The organism is Streptomyces violaceusniger Tu 4113 (genome assembly GCF_000147815.2).
In the GTDB taxonomy this organism is placed as follows: Bacteria; Actinomycetota; Actinomycetes; order Streptomycetales; family Streptomycetaceae; genus Streptomyces; species Streptomyces violaceusniger_A.
On the sequence record NC_015957.1, the window covers coordinates 2,496,132 to 2,514,582 of the forward strand.

The 18,451-nt window shown below is 72.1% G+C and carries 15 protein-coding genes; 3 read left to right on the plus strand and 12 right to left on the minus strand.

What is annotated here, in order from left to right; all coding sequences use genetic code 11:
- Positions 1–4 precede the first annotated feature (4 nt).
- The 3 genes from STRVI_RS10955 to STRVI_RS10965 all read right to left on the minus strand — a co-directional run bounded on the left by STRVI_RS10955 (position 5) and on the right by STRVI_RS10965 (position 3,734).
- Positions 5–994: an AAA family ATPase gene (locus STRVI_RS10955; RefSeq protein WP_043235741.1), complete on the minus strand. Its 990-nt coding sequence runs from the start codon at positions 992–994 to the stop codon at positions 5–7.
- A 100-nt stretch (positions 995–1,094) separates the two neighbouring features.
- Entirely contained in the window at positions 1,095–3,305 is a 2,211-nt protein-coding gene (locus STRVI_RS10960) for a trypsin-like peptidase domain-containing protein (protein ID WP_014055713.1), read from the minus strand.
- Positions 3,306–3,308: 3 nt separating this feature from the next.
- On the minus strand, positions 3,309–3,734 hold the full coding sequence (locus tag STRVI_RS10965; protein WP_435532581.1) for a CU044_2847 family protein: 426 nt from the start codon (positions 3,732–3,734) through the stop codon (positions 3,309–3,311).
- A gap of 153 nt (positions 3,735–3,887) precedes the next feature.
- Between STRVI_RS10965 and STRVI_RS10970 the strand changes: the two genes are divergently transcribed.
- Both STRVI_RS10970 and STRVI_RS10975 read left to right on the plus strand, forming a co-directional pair.
- Positions 3,888–5,363 (plus strand): DNA-3-methyladenine glycosylase 2 family protein, encoded by a 1,476-nt coding sequence (locus tag STRVI_RS10970; protein WP_014055715.1) that lies wholly within the window; start codon positions 3,888–3,890, stop codon positions 5,361–5,363.
- Positions 5,364–5,571: 208 nt separating this feature from the next.
- The gene (locus tag STRVI_RS10975) at positions 5,572–6,075 is read left to right on the plus strand and encodes a methylated-DNA--[protein]-cysteine S-methyltransferase (RefSeq protein WP_014055716.1); all 504 of its coding nucleotides are present in this window, start codon (positions 5,572–5,574) and stop codon (positions 6,073–6,075) included.
- Between the two features lie 20 nt (positions 6,076–6,095).
- Here the strand turns inward: STRVI_RS10975 and STRVI_RS10980 are convergent, their stop codons facing one another.
- Together STRVI_RS10980 and STRVI_RS10985 are read right to left on the minus strand one after the other, a co-directional pair.
- Positions 6,096–6,857 carry an SIR2 family NAD-dependent protein deacylase gene (locus STRVI_RS10980; protein WP_043238473.1) on the minus strand — a complete coding sequence of 254 codons (762 nt, stop codon included), beginning with the start codon at positions 6,855–6,857 and terminating at the stop codon, positions 6,096–6,098.
- A gap of 216 nt (positions 6,858–7,073) precedes the next feature.
- The gene (locus STRVI_RS10985; protein WP_014055718.1) at positions 7,074–8,150 is read right to left on the minus strand and encodes an ADP-ribosylglycohydrolase family protein; all 1,077 of its coding nucleotides are present in this window, start codon (positions 8,148–8,150) and stop codon (positions 7,074–7,076) included.
- Between the two features lie 99 nt (positions 8,151–8,249).
- On the opposite strand from STRVI_RS10985, the gene STRVI_RS10990 reads away from it, so the two are divergent.
- The gene (locus STRVI_RS10990; protein ID WP_014055719.1) at positions 8,250–9,533 is read left to right on the plus strand and encodes a glycerate kinase; all 1,284 of its coding nucleotides are present in this window, start codon (positions 8,250–8,252) and stop codon (positions 9,531–9,533) included.
- Positions 9,534–10,490: 957 nt separating this feature from the next.
- Here STRVI_RS10990 and pssA read toward each other — a convergent pair.
- The 7 genes from pssA to ccrA all read right to left on the minus strand — a co-directional run bounded on the left by pssA (position 10,491) and on the right by ccrA (position 18,338).
- A complete protein-coding gene (pssA, locus tag STRVI_RS10995) occupies positions 10,491–11,351 on the minus strand; it encodes a CDP-diacylglycerol--serine O-phosphatidyltransferase (RefSeq protein WP_014055720.1) in 861 nt (286 codons plus the stop codon).
- A complete protein-coding gene (locus STRVI_RS11000; protein ID WP_014055721.1) occupies positions 11,338–11,994 on the minus strand; it encodes a phosphatidylserine decarboxylase in 657 nt (218 codons plus the stop codon). The genes pssA and STRVI_RS11000 overlap by 14 nt, the downstream gene beginning before the upstream one ends.
- A 180-nt stretch (positions 11,995–12,174) precedes the next feature.
- The gene (locus STRVI_RS11005; RefSeq protein WP_014055722.1) at positions 12,175–13,377 is read right to left on the minus strand and encodes an acyl-CoA dehydrogenase family protein; all 1,203 of its coding nucleotides are present in this window, start codon (positions 13,375–13,377) and stop codon (positions 12,175–12,177) included.
- Position 13,378: 1 nt separating this feature from the next.
- Positions 13,379–13,885: a MaoC family dehydratase gene (locus tag STRVI_RS11010; protein ID WP_014055723.1), complete on the minus strand. Its 507-nt coding sequence runs from the start codon at positions 13,883–13,885 to the stop codon at positions 13,379–13,381.
- A gap of 3 nt (positions 13,886–13,888) precedes the next feature.
- Positions 13,889–14,869, minus strand: a complete 981-nt coding sequence (locus STRVI_RS11015) for an HpcH/HpaI aldolase/citrate lyase family protein (protein WP_014055724.1) — start codon at positions 14,867–14,869, stop codon at positions 13,889–13,891.
- Positions 14,866–16,893: a protein meaA gene (locus STRVI_RS11020; protein WP_014055725.1), complete on the minus strand. Its 2,028-nt coding sequence runs from the start codon at positions 16,891–16,893 to the stop codon at positions 14,866–14,868. The genes STRVI_RS11015 and STRVI_RS11020 overlap by 4 nt, the downstream gene beginning before the upstream one ends.
- A complete protein-coding gene (ccrA, locus tag STRVI_RS11025) occupies positions 16,893–18,338 on the minus strand; it encodes a crotonyl-CoA carboxylase/reductase (RefSeq protein ID WP_014055726.1) in 1,446 nt (481 codons plus the stop codon). The genes STRVI_RS11020 and ccrA overlap by 1 nt, the downstream gene beginning before the upstream one ends.
- Positions 18,339–18,451: the final 113 nt, after the last annotated feature.

Below are 18,451 nucleotides of genomic sequence, written 5' to 3' on the forward strand. Positions count from 1 at the left end.
GTCGCTACACCGCCCCGCCCAGCCGGTGCAGCACCGCTTCCAGGAGCCCGTCCGCCGTCACGTCCATGCCGCCCGCCCGCAGGAACACGGCGTTCAGCAGTTGGTCGGTCGCCAGCTCGCGGGCCGCGCGCCGACGGAGGAAGGCGTCCAGCAACTGATCGACCTCCTCCAGCGCGTCGTCCCCCAGATGCGCGGTGACGATCGCGCGCAGTCGCCCCTCGTCGGGGGTGGGCAGCTCCAGCCGTACGCAGCGGCGCAGGAAGGCGGGCGGGAAGTCGCGCTCGCCGTTGCTGGTGATCACCACGACCGGGAACTCCTCGCACACCAGCCGGCCCCGACGCACCGTGGCCCGCTCGCCCGCCCGTGCGGTGAGCACCTCCACCACCGACTGGTCCTCCGGCAGCCGGGCCAGCTCGGGGATCTCGAACTCGCCCTCCTCGAAGACGGTCAGCAGGTCGTTCGGCAGGTCGACATCGCCCTTGTCGAGTTCGTCGACGAGCAGCACCCGGGGGCGTTCGTTCGGCACCAGCGCGGTGCCCAGCGGTCCGAGCCGCACGAAGCTGCCGATGTCGGGCTCGGCCTCGCCACGGTCGCGGGTCAGGGCCGTCTCGCGCAGCCGCCCGATGGCGTCGTAGCGGTAGAGCGCGTCCTGCACGGTGGAACGGCTGTTGACCGGCCAGCGCAGCACCTCGCCCAGCCCCATCTCGTGCGCGACCGCCTGCGCGAGCGAGGACTTGCCGGTCCCCGGGCTGCCGGTGACGAGCAGCGGACGTCGCAGATGGAGGGCGGCATTGACCACGTCGGCGTGTTCGGGCGAGATGAGATACGGCGCCGGGCCCGCCGGACCGGAAGCGGACGGCGCCTGCTCCCCGCCGGGGGCTTCCTGGTCCCCGCCGTCGAAGCGGCGCCACGGCGGGGCGGGTGGCATCTCCACGCGCCGGGGCACGCCGTCCCCCCGGAACAGCCGCCAGTCGTGCCGGTCCCGTGGATTCATCGGGGAACCTCCCTTTCGGTCCGCCTCAGCGGACATCGCGCGCCTCCTGTCATCATCACGTCCTGCCGTCCGCGCCCAGCACGGCCACCGCGCCCCACCGTCACTCCGTCGGGTCCGCGAGGTCCAGCCGTGGCAGCGCCCGTCCGGCGTCGGCCCAGGCGAGCACCGGCCGCCCGCTGTACTCCTCGGGTCTCTGCAGGGTTTTCGTGCGGTAGGTCCGTACCGCTTCGGGCAGTTCACGGGTGCTCACCCCCGCCGCGTGGCGCACGGCCGGGGATCCCGCCTCCCCGCTCCGGTCCCACAGCACCACCGGAATACCCGCGGCGAGACACATCTGCACCACACCGGTGCGCCGGTGGGCCGCCACATCGATGGTGACCCGGGCGGTGAGCCGCTCCATGACCAGCCCGCACACCGCCTCCGGGTCCGGGGCCGTGGCGTCGTCGATGTGCACGGGCTCCTCGGCGTCCAGCCGGACCCAGCGCTCCCGCCACTGGTCGAGCATGGTGCCGCCGTTCAGCTCCCGCAGCTCGGGGCAGTTGACGACCAGGGGGTACGGAGTGCCGAGCCGCATGGGGAGCACCGCGCCCGGGCCCGCGGCCTTCCAGCGGTCCACGGGCACCTCCAGGGCGTCCCGGTCCACGATCAGTTCGATGACGGGCCGTGGCCCCGAGGGGTCGGGTCGGCGCAGCGAGCCCACGGCGGCGAAGATCTCCTGGGCCACCTCCTCGGCGCCGCGCGGCCGTTCACTGTCGTCCGACACCTGGCGCAGCCCGTCCCCGTCGTCGCACCACAGCCGCAGCCGGTACCGCTCCGGCTCCTCCCGCGCCGTCGCCGACGTGCCACCCGATGGAGCCCCGCAGAGGTCCAGCTTCGCCACGACGCGGGGCGCGGAGCCCCGGGAGGCGCTCTGTGCCCACTGCTCGGCCTCGAGGCGGCGTTCGGTCATGGCGGCGTCATGGACGCCGAGGCGGCGGGCGACCGCCGCGTTCCACCGCCGCAGCGGGGTGCGCTGGTCCGCCGGACAGCACCCGGCGGCCACGAACTCCACGGCGCGCAGCAGCCCCGGCACGGCCATGACCCCGTCGTCGATCGGCGAGCTGTCGCCGTGCAGCCCCTCCAGATGGGCGATCAGAGCCTCGAACCGCCCGGCGGGGCCGGTGCTGTTCCTGCCCTCATCACAGTGGCCGCCGTCACCGCCATGTCCGCCGTCACCGCCGGTGAGCAGCGCCGCGGGCAGGGCCGCCAGCGGCAGCGCCGCCCGTACGGCCCCGGGGACACCCGCCGCGGCGGCCGTGGGCAGGGCGCGCAGCAGCACCAGCAGCCGCTCGTGCTCACCCGGCGAGAGCAGCTTGGGCAGACCGCAACGGCGTCCGATCGCGAGGAGGTCGTCGGCCGCCGTGCCCGCCGTGCCCGCCGTGCCGCGCACCGCCTCGACCAGCGCGGGCAGGGCACGCCCCCGGGTGAGCAGCAGATGGGCGAACTCGTCGGCGGAGGGCACGCCGTCCGCACGATGGCCGAGGCCGCACTGCCGGGCGACCGTCCGGCAGGAGCGTATCCAGCCCTCGGACCGCGGCAACGGCCCGTCCAGCAGGGAGACGAGCTCCGCGTAGCCCGGGTGGTCGCGTACGTCCTCCTCGGGCTGCCGGGGCAGCAGATGGCCCGCCCCGGCGTCGTGCAGCTCCCGCGCCACGCGCTGCCAGGGGATTCCCCAGGCGCGGCGCAGCGTCCCCTGGATGCGGAGCTTCGCCGTCACGAGCCCGACGACGGCGCCCTCCTCGTTGGACCACAACGGGCCGCCGCTGTAGGCGGGTTCGATGTCCAGGGCGCGCTCGGCTCCGTCGAAGTAGCCGAACCGCCCGTCGCATTCGCTCACTTCGGCATCGGCGAAGACCCCCGGCTCACCGCTGCCGTGCCAGGCCCGTACGAGCTGCCGCTGGGCCATCGGGTGCCAGCGCGGTGGCTCGATCGCGGGCGGCAGGGCCGCGGACAGCCGCAGTACGGCGAGGTCGCCGTTCCACTCGAAGGCGCCCAGGCCGCCGTCGTCCGTCCGGGGCGGTATCCAGACCGCCAGCTCGGCCTCGGCCTCGACGGTGTGCTCCGGTCCGTGGAGCCTTACGGGAACGGCGACCGGGCCCGGGTGATCCGGGGCCAGCCTGTCCTTTCCAAGGGCGCTGTTGACCACATGAGCGCAGGTCAGCAGATGGCGGCGGGGCAGCAGGACGCCCGCGCCCGCCGGTCTTCCGTCGGCCTTGGCGAGAATGGATACGGCGGGCCGCGACAAGGACCCGTGCGCGTGGAACCACCCCATGGCTCAGGCCGAGGGGCCGGGCCGGGACGGCTGTGGCGGCTGCGGCGGCACCGTCGGCTCGGGCCGCTCCGACGGCCTCCAGGTGGCCGAGAGCGTCAAGTTGGCGTTCCCATTGGCGCCCACGATGCCGAGTTTGAGGTCCTGGCCGACCTGCACCCCGAACTGCACGGTGAACTCCTGGGGCGGATGGGGAGTCGAGCGGACGGCGTCGTGCACATCCTCCAGCACCGACCCCAGCCCTTGGAGGATGACGTTCAGGCTGGCGTTGGCGAGCGTGACCGCGGCCTGCGCACCGCGCCCCACCGGGGTCACGCCACCGACGCCGCCGTACGCGTCCTCGAGAGAGGCGTCCCCTACGGGGGCCAGTTCCAGCCGTACGGTGGTGCCGTTCGCCAGGGGTATCTCACGGTGTTCCGTCACATTCCTCATCATGCCGATCATCAGGCCCCCGGTCTGCCCCTTCGCACCAAACACCGCCGGAACGGGGACATGGCGCGGGGCGAGGCGGGCGGGCGTCGCCCGGTGAGGTCAACGTCGGATTCCCGCGAGAACGGACCCGCCCCGCTGACGGATGCTGGACCCATGCACACCGACACCGACCGCTGTCTCCGCGCCGCACAGGCGAAGGACGCCCGCTTCGACGGGTGGTTCTTCGTCGCCGTCGTGACCACCGGGATCTACTGTCGGCCGAGCTGTCCGGTCGTCGGGCCCAAGGCCGAGAACATGCGTTTCCACCCCAGCGCCGCGGCCGCCCAGCAGGCCGGGTTCCGGGCCTGCAAGCGGTGCCGTCCGGACGCCAGCCCCGGATCGCCGCAGTGGAACGAGCGCGCCGACCTCGTCGCGCGGGCCATGCGGCTGATCGCCGACGGCGTGGTGGACCGGGACGGGGTGCCGGGGCTGGCGGCCCGGCTGGGATACAGCACCCGGCAGGTCGAGCGGCAGTTGCTCGCCGAGCTCGGCGCGGGCCCGCTCGCGCTGGCCAGGGCGCAGCGGGCACAGACCGCGCGGCTGCTCATCGAGACCAGCGCGCTCCCGATGGCGGACATCGCCTTCGCGGCCGGGTTCGCCAGCGTCCGCGCGTTCAACGAGACCGTACGGGAGGTCTTCGCGCTCTCCCCGACCGAGCTGCGGCAGCGGGCCACCCGCGGGCCGCGCACCAGCGTGCCGGGGGCGCTCACCCTGCGGCTGCCGTTCCGGGCGCCGCTGTGCCCGGACAACCTCTTCGGGCATCTGGCCGCCACCGCCGTCCCCGGAGTCGAGGAGTGGCGCGACGGCGCCTACCGGCGGACGCTGCGGCTGCCGTACGGGCCCGGGGTGGTCACCCTGAGCCCACGGCCGGACCACATCGCCTGCCAGCTCTCGCTTGCCGACCTCCGCGACCTGGCCGGGGCGATCAGCCGCTGCCGACGGCTGCTGGACCTCGACGCGGACCCGACCGCCGTGGACGACCTGCTGCGTACGGACCTTCAACTGGCGCCGCTGGTCGACAAGGCCCCGGGGCGGCGGGTGCCGCGCGCGGTGGACGCGGACGAGTTCGCGGTGCGCGCCGTGCTCGGCCAGCAGGTGTCCACGGCCGCCGCCCGCACCCACGCCGGGCGGCTGGTGGCGGCGCACGGCGAGCCGGTGGAGGACCCGGGGGGCGGCCTGACCCACCTCTTCCCGTCCGTCCAGGCCCTCGCCGGGCTGGACCCCGAGACGCTGGCCATGCCCCGCACCCGCCGCGCCACCCTCACCGGGCTGGTCGGCGCGCTCGCCGAGGGCCGGGTCGCACTCGGCGTCGGCAGCGACTGGGACGACGCCCGCGCGGCCCTGGGCACGCTGCCGGGGCTCGGCCCCTGGACCGTCGAGGTGATCGCGATGCGCGCCCTCGGCGACCCGGACGCCTTCGTCCCGACCGACCTCGGGGTGCGGCGCGCCGCCGCCGAACTGGGACTGCCCGCCACGCCCGGCGCCCTCACCCGCCACTCGGCACGCTGGCGCCCCTGGCGCGCGTACGCCGTCCAGCACCTCTGGGCGACGGATGCCGCCCACGCCATCAACCGCCTGCCCGCGGCGTGATGGCCCGCCGGGCCGCACCCGGCAACGAAACGGTGGAAACCGGCTGGGCGACGAACCGGTTTGTGGGCAATCGTCCCGCAGGGGGGCCTCCCAGCGGTAGCTGGGGGAGGGACGGGTGGGCACAAACCGGCCACCGGCCCGCACCCGGCGACGAGACGGTGGCCCGCCACCCGGGGAAGCCGCCCAACCCGCACCCGAGAGGAACTTCGTGCATCGCACCCACACCGTCGTAGACAGCCCCTACGGCCCCCTCACCCTCGTGGCCACCGGCCCGCAACTGTCCGGCCTCTACATGGTCGAGCAACGCCACCGCCCGCCCGAGGAGACCTTCGGCGCGCCCGGCGGCCCCGACGACGCCCCCTTCGCCGAGACCGTCCGCCAGCTCGCGGCCTACTTCGAGGGCGAGTTGACCGCGTTCGACCTGCCGCTGCACCTGGACGGCACGCCCTTCCAGCGGCGCGTCTGGGCCGAGCTGCGGCGCATCCCGTACGGCGGGACGTGGTCGTACGGGCAGTTGGCCGACCACATCGGGCAGCCGACCGCGTCCCGTGCCGTGGGCCTGGCGAACGGCAAGAACCCGGTCGGCATCATCGTCCCCTGCCACCGCGTCGTCGGCTCCAGCGGCAGCCTCACCGGCTACGGCGGCGGCCTGGACCGCAAGCGGCGGCTGCTGGAGTTCGAGGCGCGGCAGCAACTGCCCGGCCTCTTCTGAACGCCTTTCGGGCCCGGTGCTCAGCCGCCGCCGCCCCCGCCGCCTGCGGCAACGCGGTCCAGCACGGCGGGCAGCGCCGTACTGATGGGCTCGCGGACGACCTCGTCCGCGAGCTCGTCGTACGGCGTCGGCTCGGCGTTGACGATGATCAGCCGGGCGCCGTGCTCGGCGGCCAGCCCGGCGAGCGAGGCCGCGGGCTGGACCTGGAGGCTGGTGCCGACCGCGATGAAGATCTCGCACGCCTGCGCCACCGCGACCGCCTCGGTCAGCACCTCCGGATCGAGACTCTCCCCGAACATCACCGTGGCCGACTTCAGGATCCCGCCGCACTCCCGGCACGCCGGATCCGGATCACCCGCCGCGACCCGCTCCAGCGCCTCCTCCATCCCGGACCGCGCCTCGCAGTGGGTGCACAGCACGGCCCGCGCGGTGCCGTGCAGTTCGAGCACCTTGCGCGTGGGCATCCCGGCGATCTGGTGCAGCCCGTCCACGTTCTGGGTGATCACCCGCACCGGCACCCCCGAGCGCTCCAGCCGGGTGACGGCCTCATGCGCCCCGTTGGGCCGGGCGCGCAGCGTCTCGCTGTCGCGCCGCATCTGCCAGGAGCGGCGCCGGATCTCCGGGTCGGTCATGTAGTACTCGTACGTCACGAGCTTCTCGGCCTCGGGGTCGCGCCGCCAAAGACCCTGCGGACCGCGGTAGTCGGGGATGCCGGAGTCGGTGGAGATGCCCGCCCCGCTCAGGATCGCCACCAGCGGCCGGTGCGTTGTCTCGCTGCTCATGCGGCGAGCGTACGCACGCCGCACGGCCGACGGCGACCGCCTTTCCCCGGCCGGGTGAAGTCCGTCCGACACCGGGACGGACGCGGCGGACGGGGAGAGTGGGGGCGAGCGGGCCCGGGCAGGTTCGGTACGTCCGAACGGGGCCTCCTGCGGGAGTGGCTCGACCGGATCGCCGATCCGGGCGGCCCACACCGTCATCGGGCCGACTGAGACCGGCTAGCGCTCCGCCGCGACCGCCAGCCGGTGGGTACGGGCCGCCAGGTCGCTGATGCGGGCGCCGTCGAAGCCGAAGACGGCGCTGCGCACCCGGTCCTCCAGCGGCTCGGTCCACTGCGGCGGGATGGCCGCCGCGCCGCACAGCACCCCCGCGACCGACCCGGCCGTGGCGCCGTTGGAGTCGGTGTCCAGGCCGCCGCGCACCGTCAGGGCGATCGTCTTCGTGAAGTCGCCCGCGCCGTAGAGCAGTCCGGCCGTAAGAACGGCGGCGTTGGGGACCACATGGATCCAGGGCAGCCCGGCGGTCTCCCGCTCCAACTGGGCGAGCGTGTCCGCCCACGCCACGCCCGCGTCGTGCAGGGACGCGGCCCGGCGCACCGTACGGGCCAGTCGGCAGCGCGGCGGGATCCGGTCCAGGGCGCTCGCGACGGCGGCGCGCGGACCGTCCGCCGTGAACGCGGCCGCGATCAGCGCGGCCGCCCACATCGCCCCGTACACCCCGTTGCCGGTGTGGGAGAGGACGGCGTCCCGGCGGGCCATCGCGGCGGCCCGGTGCGGATCGCCGGGGTTGACCCAACCGTGGACGTCGGCGCGGATCAGGGCGCCGATCCACTCCTGGTAGGGGTTGTCGAGGGTCGCGCTGAGCGGCGGCCTCACCCCGGCCGTGAGGTTGCGGTAGGCGGCCCGCTCGGCGGTGAAGGTCTGCAGATACGGCAGCCGCAGCAGCCACACCTCGCCGACCTGCTCGGTGGTGAAGCCGGGGCCGTGGGTCTCCAGCAGGTGCAGGCCGAGGACGGAGTAATCCACGTCGTCGTCGCGGCAACTGCCGTGGATCCGGCCGCGGACGCAGCTCTGCCACTCGGGGCGCAGCGCGAACTCCACCGGGTCGGGCGGCGGCTCCAGCGCGGGGAGGTAGCCGGTCAGCGGCAGGGCGTCGGCGCGGCGCAGATACCGGTCGATCCGGTCGCGGGTCCAGTGGTTGCCGTCTTCGATGGGCTTGCCGAGCATGTTCCCGGCGATCCGGCCGAGCCAGCCGCCGTGGATCCGGTCCGCGAGTGCGCTCCCGCTGAGGGCCATGGGTCAGGTGTACCCATATGAGGTGGGTGTACCGGTGAGCCCGCGCCGGATAGGGTCACAGCGGCGCGACCGCCTGTGCGAATGCGAGGAGTTACCAAGGTGACGGACGCTTCGACGGAGACTTCGGGCGCTACGGGCGCTTCGAGAGCAGAGGCCGCGGCAGACGCAGAGACAGCGACAGAGACAGACACAGACACCAAACCAGAGACCAAGACGTGGGCGGAGGGGCAGGCGACGCGTCCGAAGCGCGTACTGATCGCCGCGGACAAGTTCAAGGGCTCGCTCACGGCGGTGGAGGTCGCCGAGCGCGTCACGGCGGGGCTGCGCCGCGGCGCGCCCCACGGCGGCGAGGGACTGCGGATCGCGGCGCTGCCCGTCGCCGACGGCGGGGACGGCACGGTGGACGCGGCGGTCGCGGCCGGGTTCGAACGGCGCGAGGCGCAGGTCACCGGGCCGCTGGGCGCACCGGTGACGGCGGCCTACGCGCTGCGCGGGACCACGGCCGTGGTGGAGATGGCCGAGGCGTCAGGGCTGCGCCATCTGCCGGCCGGGGTGTTCGCACCGCTCACCGCGACCACGTACGGCAGCGGCGAGCTGCTGCGCGCGGCGCTCGACGCGGGCGCCCGCACGATCGTCTTCGGCGTCGGCGGCAGCGCCACGACGGACGGCGGCGCCGGGATGCTCAGCGCGCTCGGCGCGCGCTTCCTGCGCGAGGACGGTACGCCCGTGGCACCGGGCGGAGGCCCGCTGCGCGACCTCGCCACGGCCGATCTGTCCGGCCTCGACCCGCGCCTGGCCGACACCGAGACCGTCCTGGCCAGCGATGTCGACAACCCCCTGACCGGCCCGAAGGGCGCGGCGGCGGTCTACGGCCCGCAGAAGGGCGCGGGCGAGGACGATGTGGCGGCCCTGGACGCCGCCCTCGCCCACTACGTACGCGTCCTGGAGCGCGCGGTCGGGGCCTCGGCCGCCGAGGACGCCCTCGCGCCCGGCGCGGGCGCGGCGGGCGGCATCGGCTTCGGCGCCCTCGTCGGCCTGGGCGCGGCCTTCCGCCCCGGCATCGAGGTGATGCTCGACGTCCTCGGCTTCCCCGCCGCGCTGGAGGGCACGGACCTGGTGATCACGGGGGAGGGCTCGCTGGACGAGCAGACCCTGCACGGCAAGGCCCCGGCGGGCGTCGCGGCGGCGGCCCGGGCGCGGGGCATCGAGGTGGTCGCGGTCTGCGGCCGTCTGGCCCTCGCCCCGGTGGCCCTGGGCAACGCGGGCATCCGCCGCGCCTACCCCCTCACCGACCTGGAGCCGGACCCGGCCCGCTGCATCGCCGAGGCCGGCCCCCTCCTGGAACGCGCCGCAGAACGCCTGGCGGCAGACTTCCTGACCTGACCCCGGGCTGGGCCACCGGGGGCCCTTCCCCACCCCGCCCCACCCCCGAACCGGGGGAAGCCTCCGGCCCCACCGGGGCTGCGCCCGGGGCCTCACCGGGGCTGCGCCCGGGGCCTCACCGGGGCTGGGCCCGGGGCCTCACCGGGGCTGGGCCCGGGGCCTCACCGGGGCTGGGCCCGGGGCCTCACCGGGGCTGGGCCCGGGGCCTCACCGGGGCTGGGCCCGGGGCCTCACCGGGGCTGGGCCCGGGGCCTCACCGGGGCTGCGCCCCTGGACGCCCGTCTGGGGCTGTGCCCCTGGCCTCGCCTTGGGGCCTGGGCGCTGTACCGGCTCTGGCCGTAGCTGCCGGGCCCGCGTCTCGGCCCTGCGATGTCCTCGGCCCATCAGCCCGGCGTCCGGCCGGATGCCCGGCGGGGGTTGTTCCCCACCCCGCCCCTTCCGGAACCGGGGGCAAGCCCCCGGGCCCCAACGGGGCTGCGCCCCGGACCCCCACGGGGGCTGTGCCCGCGGGCCTCGACTGGGGCCGTGCCCTGGGCCCGTACCAAGTTCGTGCCTTTGGGCCCTCGACTGGGGCGGTGTCCTGGGGCCCGTACCGGGGACACGGTAGGCGGCGGGGCTTGCCCCGATGGGGGCGGGGGTGCGGCCCGGGGGTCCGGGGGCTTGCCCCCGGGTTCGGGAAGGGGCGGGGTGGGGAACAGCCCCGGCAGGCGACGCGGCGGACGCGGGGTGGGGAACAGCTCCCGGCACCCGCGGCCTGCGCGGCGAGCGTCCGCGCCGCCCAAGCCGCCGCCGGGAGCGCCACGCGCCCGCCGGCCACGGCCCCCGGGCCGCGTCGGCCCACCCGGCCTCGAGCCGCAAGCTCCCGCCGCGGAGCGCAACGCACCGGGAACGGCGAATGGGGTGGGCCCGAGCGCAAAGCTCGGGCCCACCCCATCCGGCAGGTGCGGCCGAAGGCCGCTACGGCAGCTGCGCTGCCCTCGCCTCGCGGCGGTTGTCGCGGAAAGCGTTCACCCGGCGGGCCGTGGCGAAGAGGGGGATCACCGCGCCCATGACGACCTGCAGGGCGCAGGCCGACTGGAGCAGCAGCTCGCCGCCGGGGGCCTCGAAGGCCCAGGCTGCCAGCAGCGCCATGCTGGTGACGATCCAGCCGAGCATGGCCACCGCGAGCCGGCCGCGCGGCTTGGGGTACTCCACCCGGCTCACCATCAGCCAGGCGACGCCGATGATCGCGAGCAGCGTCGGCACGAACGGCAGGCCCAGCAGGACCACCGAGACCACCGTCAGGGCGCCGAAGGGGCTCGGCATGCCCTGGAAGACGCCGTCACGCAGCGTGACACAGGAGAATCTGGCAAGCCGTAGCACCACCGCCAGCAGCACCACGATCGCGCCCACCACCGAGACCCGCTGATACGCGTCGTCGGAGACCATGCCCCAGACGAGGACGAAGTACGCGGGGGCCAGGCCGAAGCTGATCAGGTCGGAGAGGTTGTCCAGCTCCGCGCCCATCGCCGAGCTGCGCAGCTTCCGCGCGACCAGTCCGTCGAAGAGGTCGAAGACGGAGGCGAGCAGCATCAGCATGACGGCCGACGCCGCGCTGTGCCGGGCCATCCCGCCGTCCTCGCTGCCCGTCAGGTGCGGGATGAGGACGCCGGTGGTGGTGAAGTAGACCGCCAGGAAGCCACAGGTGGCGTTGCCCAGGGTCAGCGTGTCGGCTATCGACAGTCGCGTCGACAGCGGCATGTCGTCCGTCTCGTCGACGGCGTCCACCTCGGCCTCGGGGACCCAGGCGGCCTGTGTGTCGGGATCAATCACGGTCAAGGCGTGTCACCCCCGCGGTGGTGGCCTGGCCGACCTCGACCGCGATATCGACACCCTCGGGAAGGTAGATGTCGACCCGCGAGCCGAAGCGGATGAGACCGATCCGCTCACCCTGCTCGACCTTCGTGCCCTGTGGCACATAGGGCACGATACGCCGGGCGACCGCACCGGCGATCTGGACCATCTCGATGTCGCCGAGCTCGGTGTCGAAGTGCCAGACGACCCGCTCGTTGTTCTCGCTCTCCTTGTTGAACGCGGGAACGAAGCCGCCGGGGATGTGCTCCACGGAGGTCACCGTGCCGGCCAGCGGGGCGCGGTTGACGTGGACATTGAGCGGGCTCATGAAGATGGCGACGCGGGTGCGCCCGTCCTTCCACGGCATGATGCTCTGCACCACGCCGTCGGCCGGGGAGATCACACGGCCGTGCGTGATCTCTCTCTCGGGGTCGCGGAAGAACCACAGCATGCCCGCCGCGAGCGCGGTGGCGGGCACGGCGACCGCCGCCCAGCGTCCGGAGCGGCGGGCCCGGGCAAGACTGACCGCCGCGGTGGCGACGGTCGGCAGGAGCCACGGCGATGCTCCGCGCGCGAGGCGTACACCGACCGGGCTGTCGCGTTGTGCAGAGGATTGGCTGTGGGGCATGGATGACCTTCGTAGCGGAGGATGCCGCGACGCAAGACTGGGGACGGCGGCTTTACCGGATGGTATCGGTTGCGAGCGGTAACTGGGCAAGCGCCGGGGCCTGTCGGTGGCTGGTCAGTGACCGAAGACCCTCGGCGCGGTGTGACCTTCTTCTCTCGGATACCACCCCAAAAGGGACGTTCAGTCTTGGGCTCGGTATTCCTCCAGGAGCCTCCGTCCAATAATCATTTTCTGAATCTCGGCGGTACCTTCGCCGATGAGAAGCATCGGTGCCTCGCGGTAGAGGCGCTCGATCTCGTATTCCTTGGAGAAGCCGTACCCGCCGTGGATGCGGAAGGCGTCCTCCACGACCTCTTTGCAGTACTCCGAGGCGAGGTACTTGGCCATTCCCGCTTCGAGGTCGTTGCGCGCGCCCGAATCCTTCTTCCGGGCCGCATTGACCATCATCGCATGGGACGCCTCGACCTTTGTTCCCATTTCGGCCAGTTTGAACTGGATGGCCTGGTGCTGCGCGATCGGCTTACCGAAGGTATGCCGCTGCTGTGCGTATGCAACGCCAAGCTCGAATGCGCGCCGCGCCACACCACAGCCGCGGGCGGCGACATTCACCCGGCCGACCTCGACTCCGTCCATCATTTGGTAAAAACCTCGGTTCGGCATCCCGCCGAGCACCCGATCGGCCGGAATGCGCAGTCCGTCCATGATGAGCTCGGTGGTGTCGACACCCTTGTAGCCCATCTTGTCGATCTTGCCGGGGATGGTCAGACCGGGCCGGACCTCGCCGAAGCCCGGCTCCTTCTCGATCAGGAAGGTGGTCATCGCCTTGTGCGGCGCGACCCCCTCCTGGGCGTCACCGGTCCGGCACAGGACCGCCACCAGAGTGGAGGTGGCGCCGTTGGTCAGCCACATCTTCTGCCCGTTCAGGACGTACTCGTCGCCGTCCCGCACAGCCTTGCTGGTGATCGCCGACACATCCGAGCCCAGCCCCGGCTCCGACATCGAGAAGGCGCCCCGGATCTCGCCCAGCGCCATCTTGGGAAGGAAATACTCCTTCTGTTCCTCGGTGCCGTGCTGCTTGAGCATGTACGCCACGATGAAGTGGGTGTTGATGATGCCCGAGACGCTCATCCAGCCGCGTGCGATCTCCTCCACGCACAGCGCGTAGGTGAGCAGTGACTCGCCCAGACCGCCGTATTCCTCCGGGATCATCAGCCCGAAGACGCCGAGCTCCTTCAGCCCTTCGACGATCGCGGTCGGATATTCATCGCGATGTTCCAGTTCCGTCGCGACCGGCAGGATCTCCTTGTCGACAAAATCCCTGACCGTGGAGAGAATCTCCCGCTGGATGTCGGTCAGGCCCTCGGTCTGCGCCAGGCGGCTCATATCACTGCTCTCCCAGCTCCGGGCGGCCCGGCTGCTCGCCGCCCCGTTCCTTGATGTACGTGGCGGTCGGCACCATCACCTTGCGCCGGAAGATGCAGACCAGGGTGCCGTCCTGCTTGTAGCCCTTGGTCTCCACCTGCACGATGCCCCGGTCCGTCTTGGACTTCGACGGCGTCTTGTCGAGGACCGTCGTCTCGCCGTAGATCGTGTCGCCGTGGAAGGTGGGCGCGACATGCCGTAGCGACTCGACCTCCAGATTGGCGATGGCCTTTCCGGAGACATCGGGGACGGACATCCCCAGGAGCAGTGAGTAGATGTAGTTCCCGACCACCACGTTCTTGCCGAAATCGGTCGTCTTCTCGGCGTAGTTGCTGTCCATGTGCAGCGGGTGGTGGTTCATGGTGAGCAGACAGAAAAGGTGGTCGTCGTACTCGGTGACCGTCTTCCCCGGCCAGTGCCGGTAGACGTCGCCCACCGTGAACTCCTCATAGGTACGGCCGAACTGCATGGCTCATGCCTCCGGGGGCTGGAAGGTGGACGTACGGGTCATCCCGGCCGCACGGCCCTTGCCCGCGACGACCAGGGCCATCTTGCGGCTGGCCTCGTCGATCATCTCGTCGCCGAGCATCGCCGAGCCCTTCATGCCGCCTTCCGCCGAGGTGCAGTAGTCATAGGCGTCCAGGATCAGCTCGGCGTGGTCGTAGTCCTCCTGGGACGGCGAGAAGACCTCGTTGGCCGCCTCCACCTGGCCGGGGTGCAGCACCCATTTGCCGTCGTAGCCGAGGGCGGCCGCGCGCCCGGCCACCTCGCGGAAGCCGTCCACGTTCCGGATCTGGAGGTAGGGGCCGTCGATCGCCTGGAGGTCATGCATGCGGGCCGCCATCAGGATCCGCATCAGGATGTAGTGATAGGCGTCCGCCGGATAGCCGGGCGGCTGCTCGCCCACGACCAGCGACTTCATGTTGATGGACGCCATGAAGTCGGCCGGGCCGAAGACGATGGTCTCCAGACGCGACGAGGCGCCCGCGATCTCGTCCACGTTGACCAGGCCCTTGGCGTTCTCGATCTGCGCCTCGATGCCGATCCGCCCGACCTCGAAGCCCATCGTCTTCTCGATCTGGGTGAGCAGCAGGTCGAGCGCGATCACCTGCTGGGCGTCCTGCACCTTGGGCAGCATGATGCAGTCCAGGTTGGGGCCCGCGCCCTCGACGACCGTGATGACGTCCCGGTACGTCCAGTGGGTGGTCCAGTCGTTGACCCGCACCACCTTGGTCTTACCGGTCCAGTCGCCCTCGTTCAGCGCCTTGACGATGGTGTGCCGGGCGTCCTCCTTGGCCAGCGGCGCACAGGCGTCCTCCAGGTCCAGGAAGACCTGGTCGGCCGCGAGCCCCTGGGCCTTCTCCAGGAAGCGCGGATTGGAGCCGGGGACGGCCAGGCAGGAGCGGCGAGGGCGCAGACGGGTCGCGGCGTCTGCGCGGTCGGGGGCGGTCATACGAGAACCTCCAGAGGGGGAAGCGTGTTCGCGGCGCGGATCTCATCGACAATACGGCCGATGATCTCCGTGATACCGAAGTCCTTGGGGGTGAAAACGGCGGCGACACCCGCGGCCCGCAGCGCGGCCGCGTCCGTGGCCGGGATGATCCCGCCGACGATGACGGGGATCTCCTGGGCGCCCGCGTCGCGCAGCCGCTCCAGGACGTCCGGCACCAGCTCGGCATGCGAACCGGACAGGATGGACAGCCCGACGCAGTGCACGTCCTCGGCCACGGCCGCCGAGACGATCTGCTCGGGGGTGAGCCGGATCCCCTGGTAGACCACCTCGAAACCGGCGTCCCTGGCCCGTACGGCGATCTGCTCGGCGCCATTGCTGTGCCCGTCCAGACCGGGCTTGCCGACCAGCAGCCGCAGTCTGCCGCCGCCGAGCTCGGCCGCCGTCTTCTCGACCTTGTCGCGGACGGAGGACAGCAGGGAGCCCGCCTCCGTGGCGACGGCCAGGGGCGCGCCGCCGACCCCGGTGGGCGCGCGGTACTCGCCGAAGACGTCGCGCAGCGCCCAGGACCACTCCCCGGTGGTCACGCCCGCGCGGGCGCAGGCCAGGGTCGCCGGCATCAGGTTCTCGGTCCCCGCGGCGGCCTTACGGAGGGCGGTGAGGGCCTCCTGGGCGGGGCCCTCGTCGCGCTGCTCGCGCCAGGAGTGCAGGGCCGAGACCACCCGCGCCTCGTTCTCCGGGTCCACCGTCATGATCGCGGTGTCCAGATCGGCGGTGAGCGGATTGGGCTCGGTGGACTCGAAGCAGTTGACGCCGATGATCTTCTCTTCGCCCGCCTCGATCCGCGCCCGGCGCTCGGAGTGCGACGCCACGAGCTGCGCCTTGAGGTAGCCGGACTCGACGGCGGCCATCGCCCCGCCCATCTTCTCGATCCGCTCGATCTCGGCCTCGGTCTCCTCGACCAGCGCGGCGACCTTGGACTCGATCACATGGGAGCCCTCGAAGATGTCGTCGTACTCCAGCAGATCGCTCTCCAGGGCGAGGACCTGCTGGATGCGCAGCGACCACTGCTGGTCCCAGGGGCGGGGGAGGCCCAGCGCCTCGTTCCAGGCCGGGAGCTGGACGGCGCGGGCGCGGGCGTCCTTGGAGAGGGTGACGGCCAGCATCTCCAGGACGATGCGCTGGACGTTGTTCTCCGGCTGGGCCTCGGTCAGGCCGAGCGAGTTCACCTGGACGCCGTAGCGGAACCGGCGGTGCTTGGGGTTCTCGATGCCGTACCGCTCACGGGTGATCCGGTCCCAGATGCGGCCGAAGGCGCGCATCTTGCACATCTCCTCGATGAAGCGGACGCCCGCGTTCACGAAGAAGGAGATCCGGGCCACCACATCGCCCTTACGGTCCTCGGGAACCTGGCCGGAGGCGAACACCGCGTCCAGGACGGCGATCGCCGTGGACATCGCGAAGGCGATCTCCTGCACCGGAGTGGCCCCGGCCTCCTGCAGGTGGTAGCTGCAGATGTTGATCGGGTTCCACTTGGGGATGTGGTTCACCGTGTACGCGATCATGTCGGTGGTCAGCCGCAGGCTCGGGCCCGGCGGAAAGACATGCGTACCGCGCGAGAGGTACTCCTTGACGATGTCGTTCTGCGTCGTCCCCTGGAGCTTGCCGATGGCGCTCTGGTCAAGGCCCTGCTCCTCCGCGACGACCTGATACAGCGCCAGCAGCCACATCGCGGTCGCGTTGATGGTCATGGAGGTGTTCATCCGCTCCAGGGGGATCTCCTGGAACAGCCGCCGCATGTCGCCCAGATGGGAGACCGGGACCCCGACCCGGCCCACCTCGCCGCGGGCGAGGATGTGGTCGGGGTCGTAGCCGGTCTGGGTGGGCAGGTCGAAGGCGACCGAAAGCCCGGTCTGGCCCTTGGCCAGGTTGCGCCGGTACAGCTCGTTGGACGCCTCGGCGGTGGAGTGCCCGGCGTAGGTGCGCATCAGCCAGGGCCGGTCCTTGGGGCGGGGTGTGCCACTCATCAGATGTCCCGGCTGTGCTTGTTGGTCCGCGCCGAGGAGTCGTCACGGCTGTGCTTGTTGGTCCGCGCCGAGGAGTCGTCCCGGCTGTGCTTGTTGGTCCGCTCCGACGAGTCGTTACGGAACAGATTGATGCCGTCGATGTGCTGCTCGCGCATCGCCTGGTCGCGCACGCCCATGCCCTCCTCGGGGGCCAGGCACAGCACGCCGACCTTGCCCTGGTGGAGGTTGCGGTGGACGTCATGCGCGGCCTGTCCGGTGTCTTCCAGCCGGTAGGTCTTGGACAGCGTCGGGTGGATCTTGCCCTTGGCGATCAGGCGGTTGGCCTCCCACGCCTCGCGGTAGTTGGCGAAGTGCGAGCCGATGATCCGCTTGAGCTGCATCCACAGGTAGCGGTTGTCGTACTCGTGGGTGTAGCCGGAGGTCGACGCGCAGGTGACGATCGTGCCGCCCTTACGGGTGACATAAACGGACGCGCCGAAGGTCTCCCGGCCCGGGTGCTCGAAGACGATGTCCACGTCCTCGCCGCCGGTCAGCTCGCGGATCTTCTTGCCGAACCGCTTCCACTCGCGCGGGTCCTGGGTGCCGTCGTCCTTCCAGAACTTGTAGTCCTCGGCGGTGCGGTCGATGATCGCCTCGGCGCCCATCCGCCGGCAGATCTCGGCCTTCTGCGACGAGGAGACCACGCAGATCGGGTTGGCGCCGCCGGCCAGCGCGAACTGGGTGGCGTAGGAGCCGAGCCCGCCGCTCGCGCCCCAGATCAGGACGTTGTCGCCCTGCTTCATCCCGGCGCCGTTACGGGAGACGAGCTGCCGGTAGGCGGTGGAGTTGACCAGGCCCGGGGCGGCCGCCTCCTCCCAGCTCAGATGCTTGGGCTTGGGCATCAGCTGGTTGGACTTGACCAGGGCGATCTCGGCGAGCCCGCCGAAGTTGGTCTCGAAGCCCCAGATGCGCTGCTCGGGGTCGAGCATGGTGTCGTTGTGGCCGTCGGAGCTCTCCAGCTCGACCGACAGACAGTGCGCGACGACCTCGGCGCCCGGCTGCCAGGCGTTCACACCGGGTCCGGTGCGCAGCACGACGCCCGCGAGGTCGGATCCGATGATGTGGTACGGCAGATCGTGCCGCTTGGCCAGGGGGGAGAGCTTGCCGTACCGCTCCAGGAAACCGAAGGTCGGCAGCGGTTCGAAGATCGAGGTCCACACGGAGTTGTAGTTGACCGAGCTGGCCATCACGGCGACGAGTGCCTCGCCGGGGCCGAGCTCCGGCACCGGCACCTCGTCCACGTGCAACGACTTGCGGGGGTCCTTCTCCCGGGTGGTGAGGCCCGCGAACATCTCGGCCTCGTCCTTGCGCACGGTCACCGCGCGGTACGACTCGGGGATGCGCAGTGCCGCGAAGTCCTCGGGTGCTGTGTCCGACGCCAGGATCGCGTCAAGTATCTCGTTCATCGGTGCCTCCGGCGAAGCGTCCAGAAAGGACGCCTGAGGGAACGCTGGGCTCGTGACGGGTGATGCTGATGCGGTGCCGTCGGTTCGGCGGAGGTGGTGCTCGATGCGGCGCG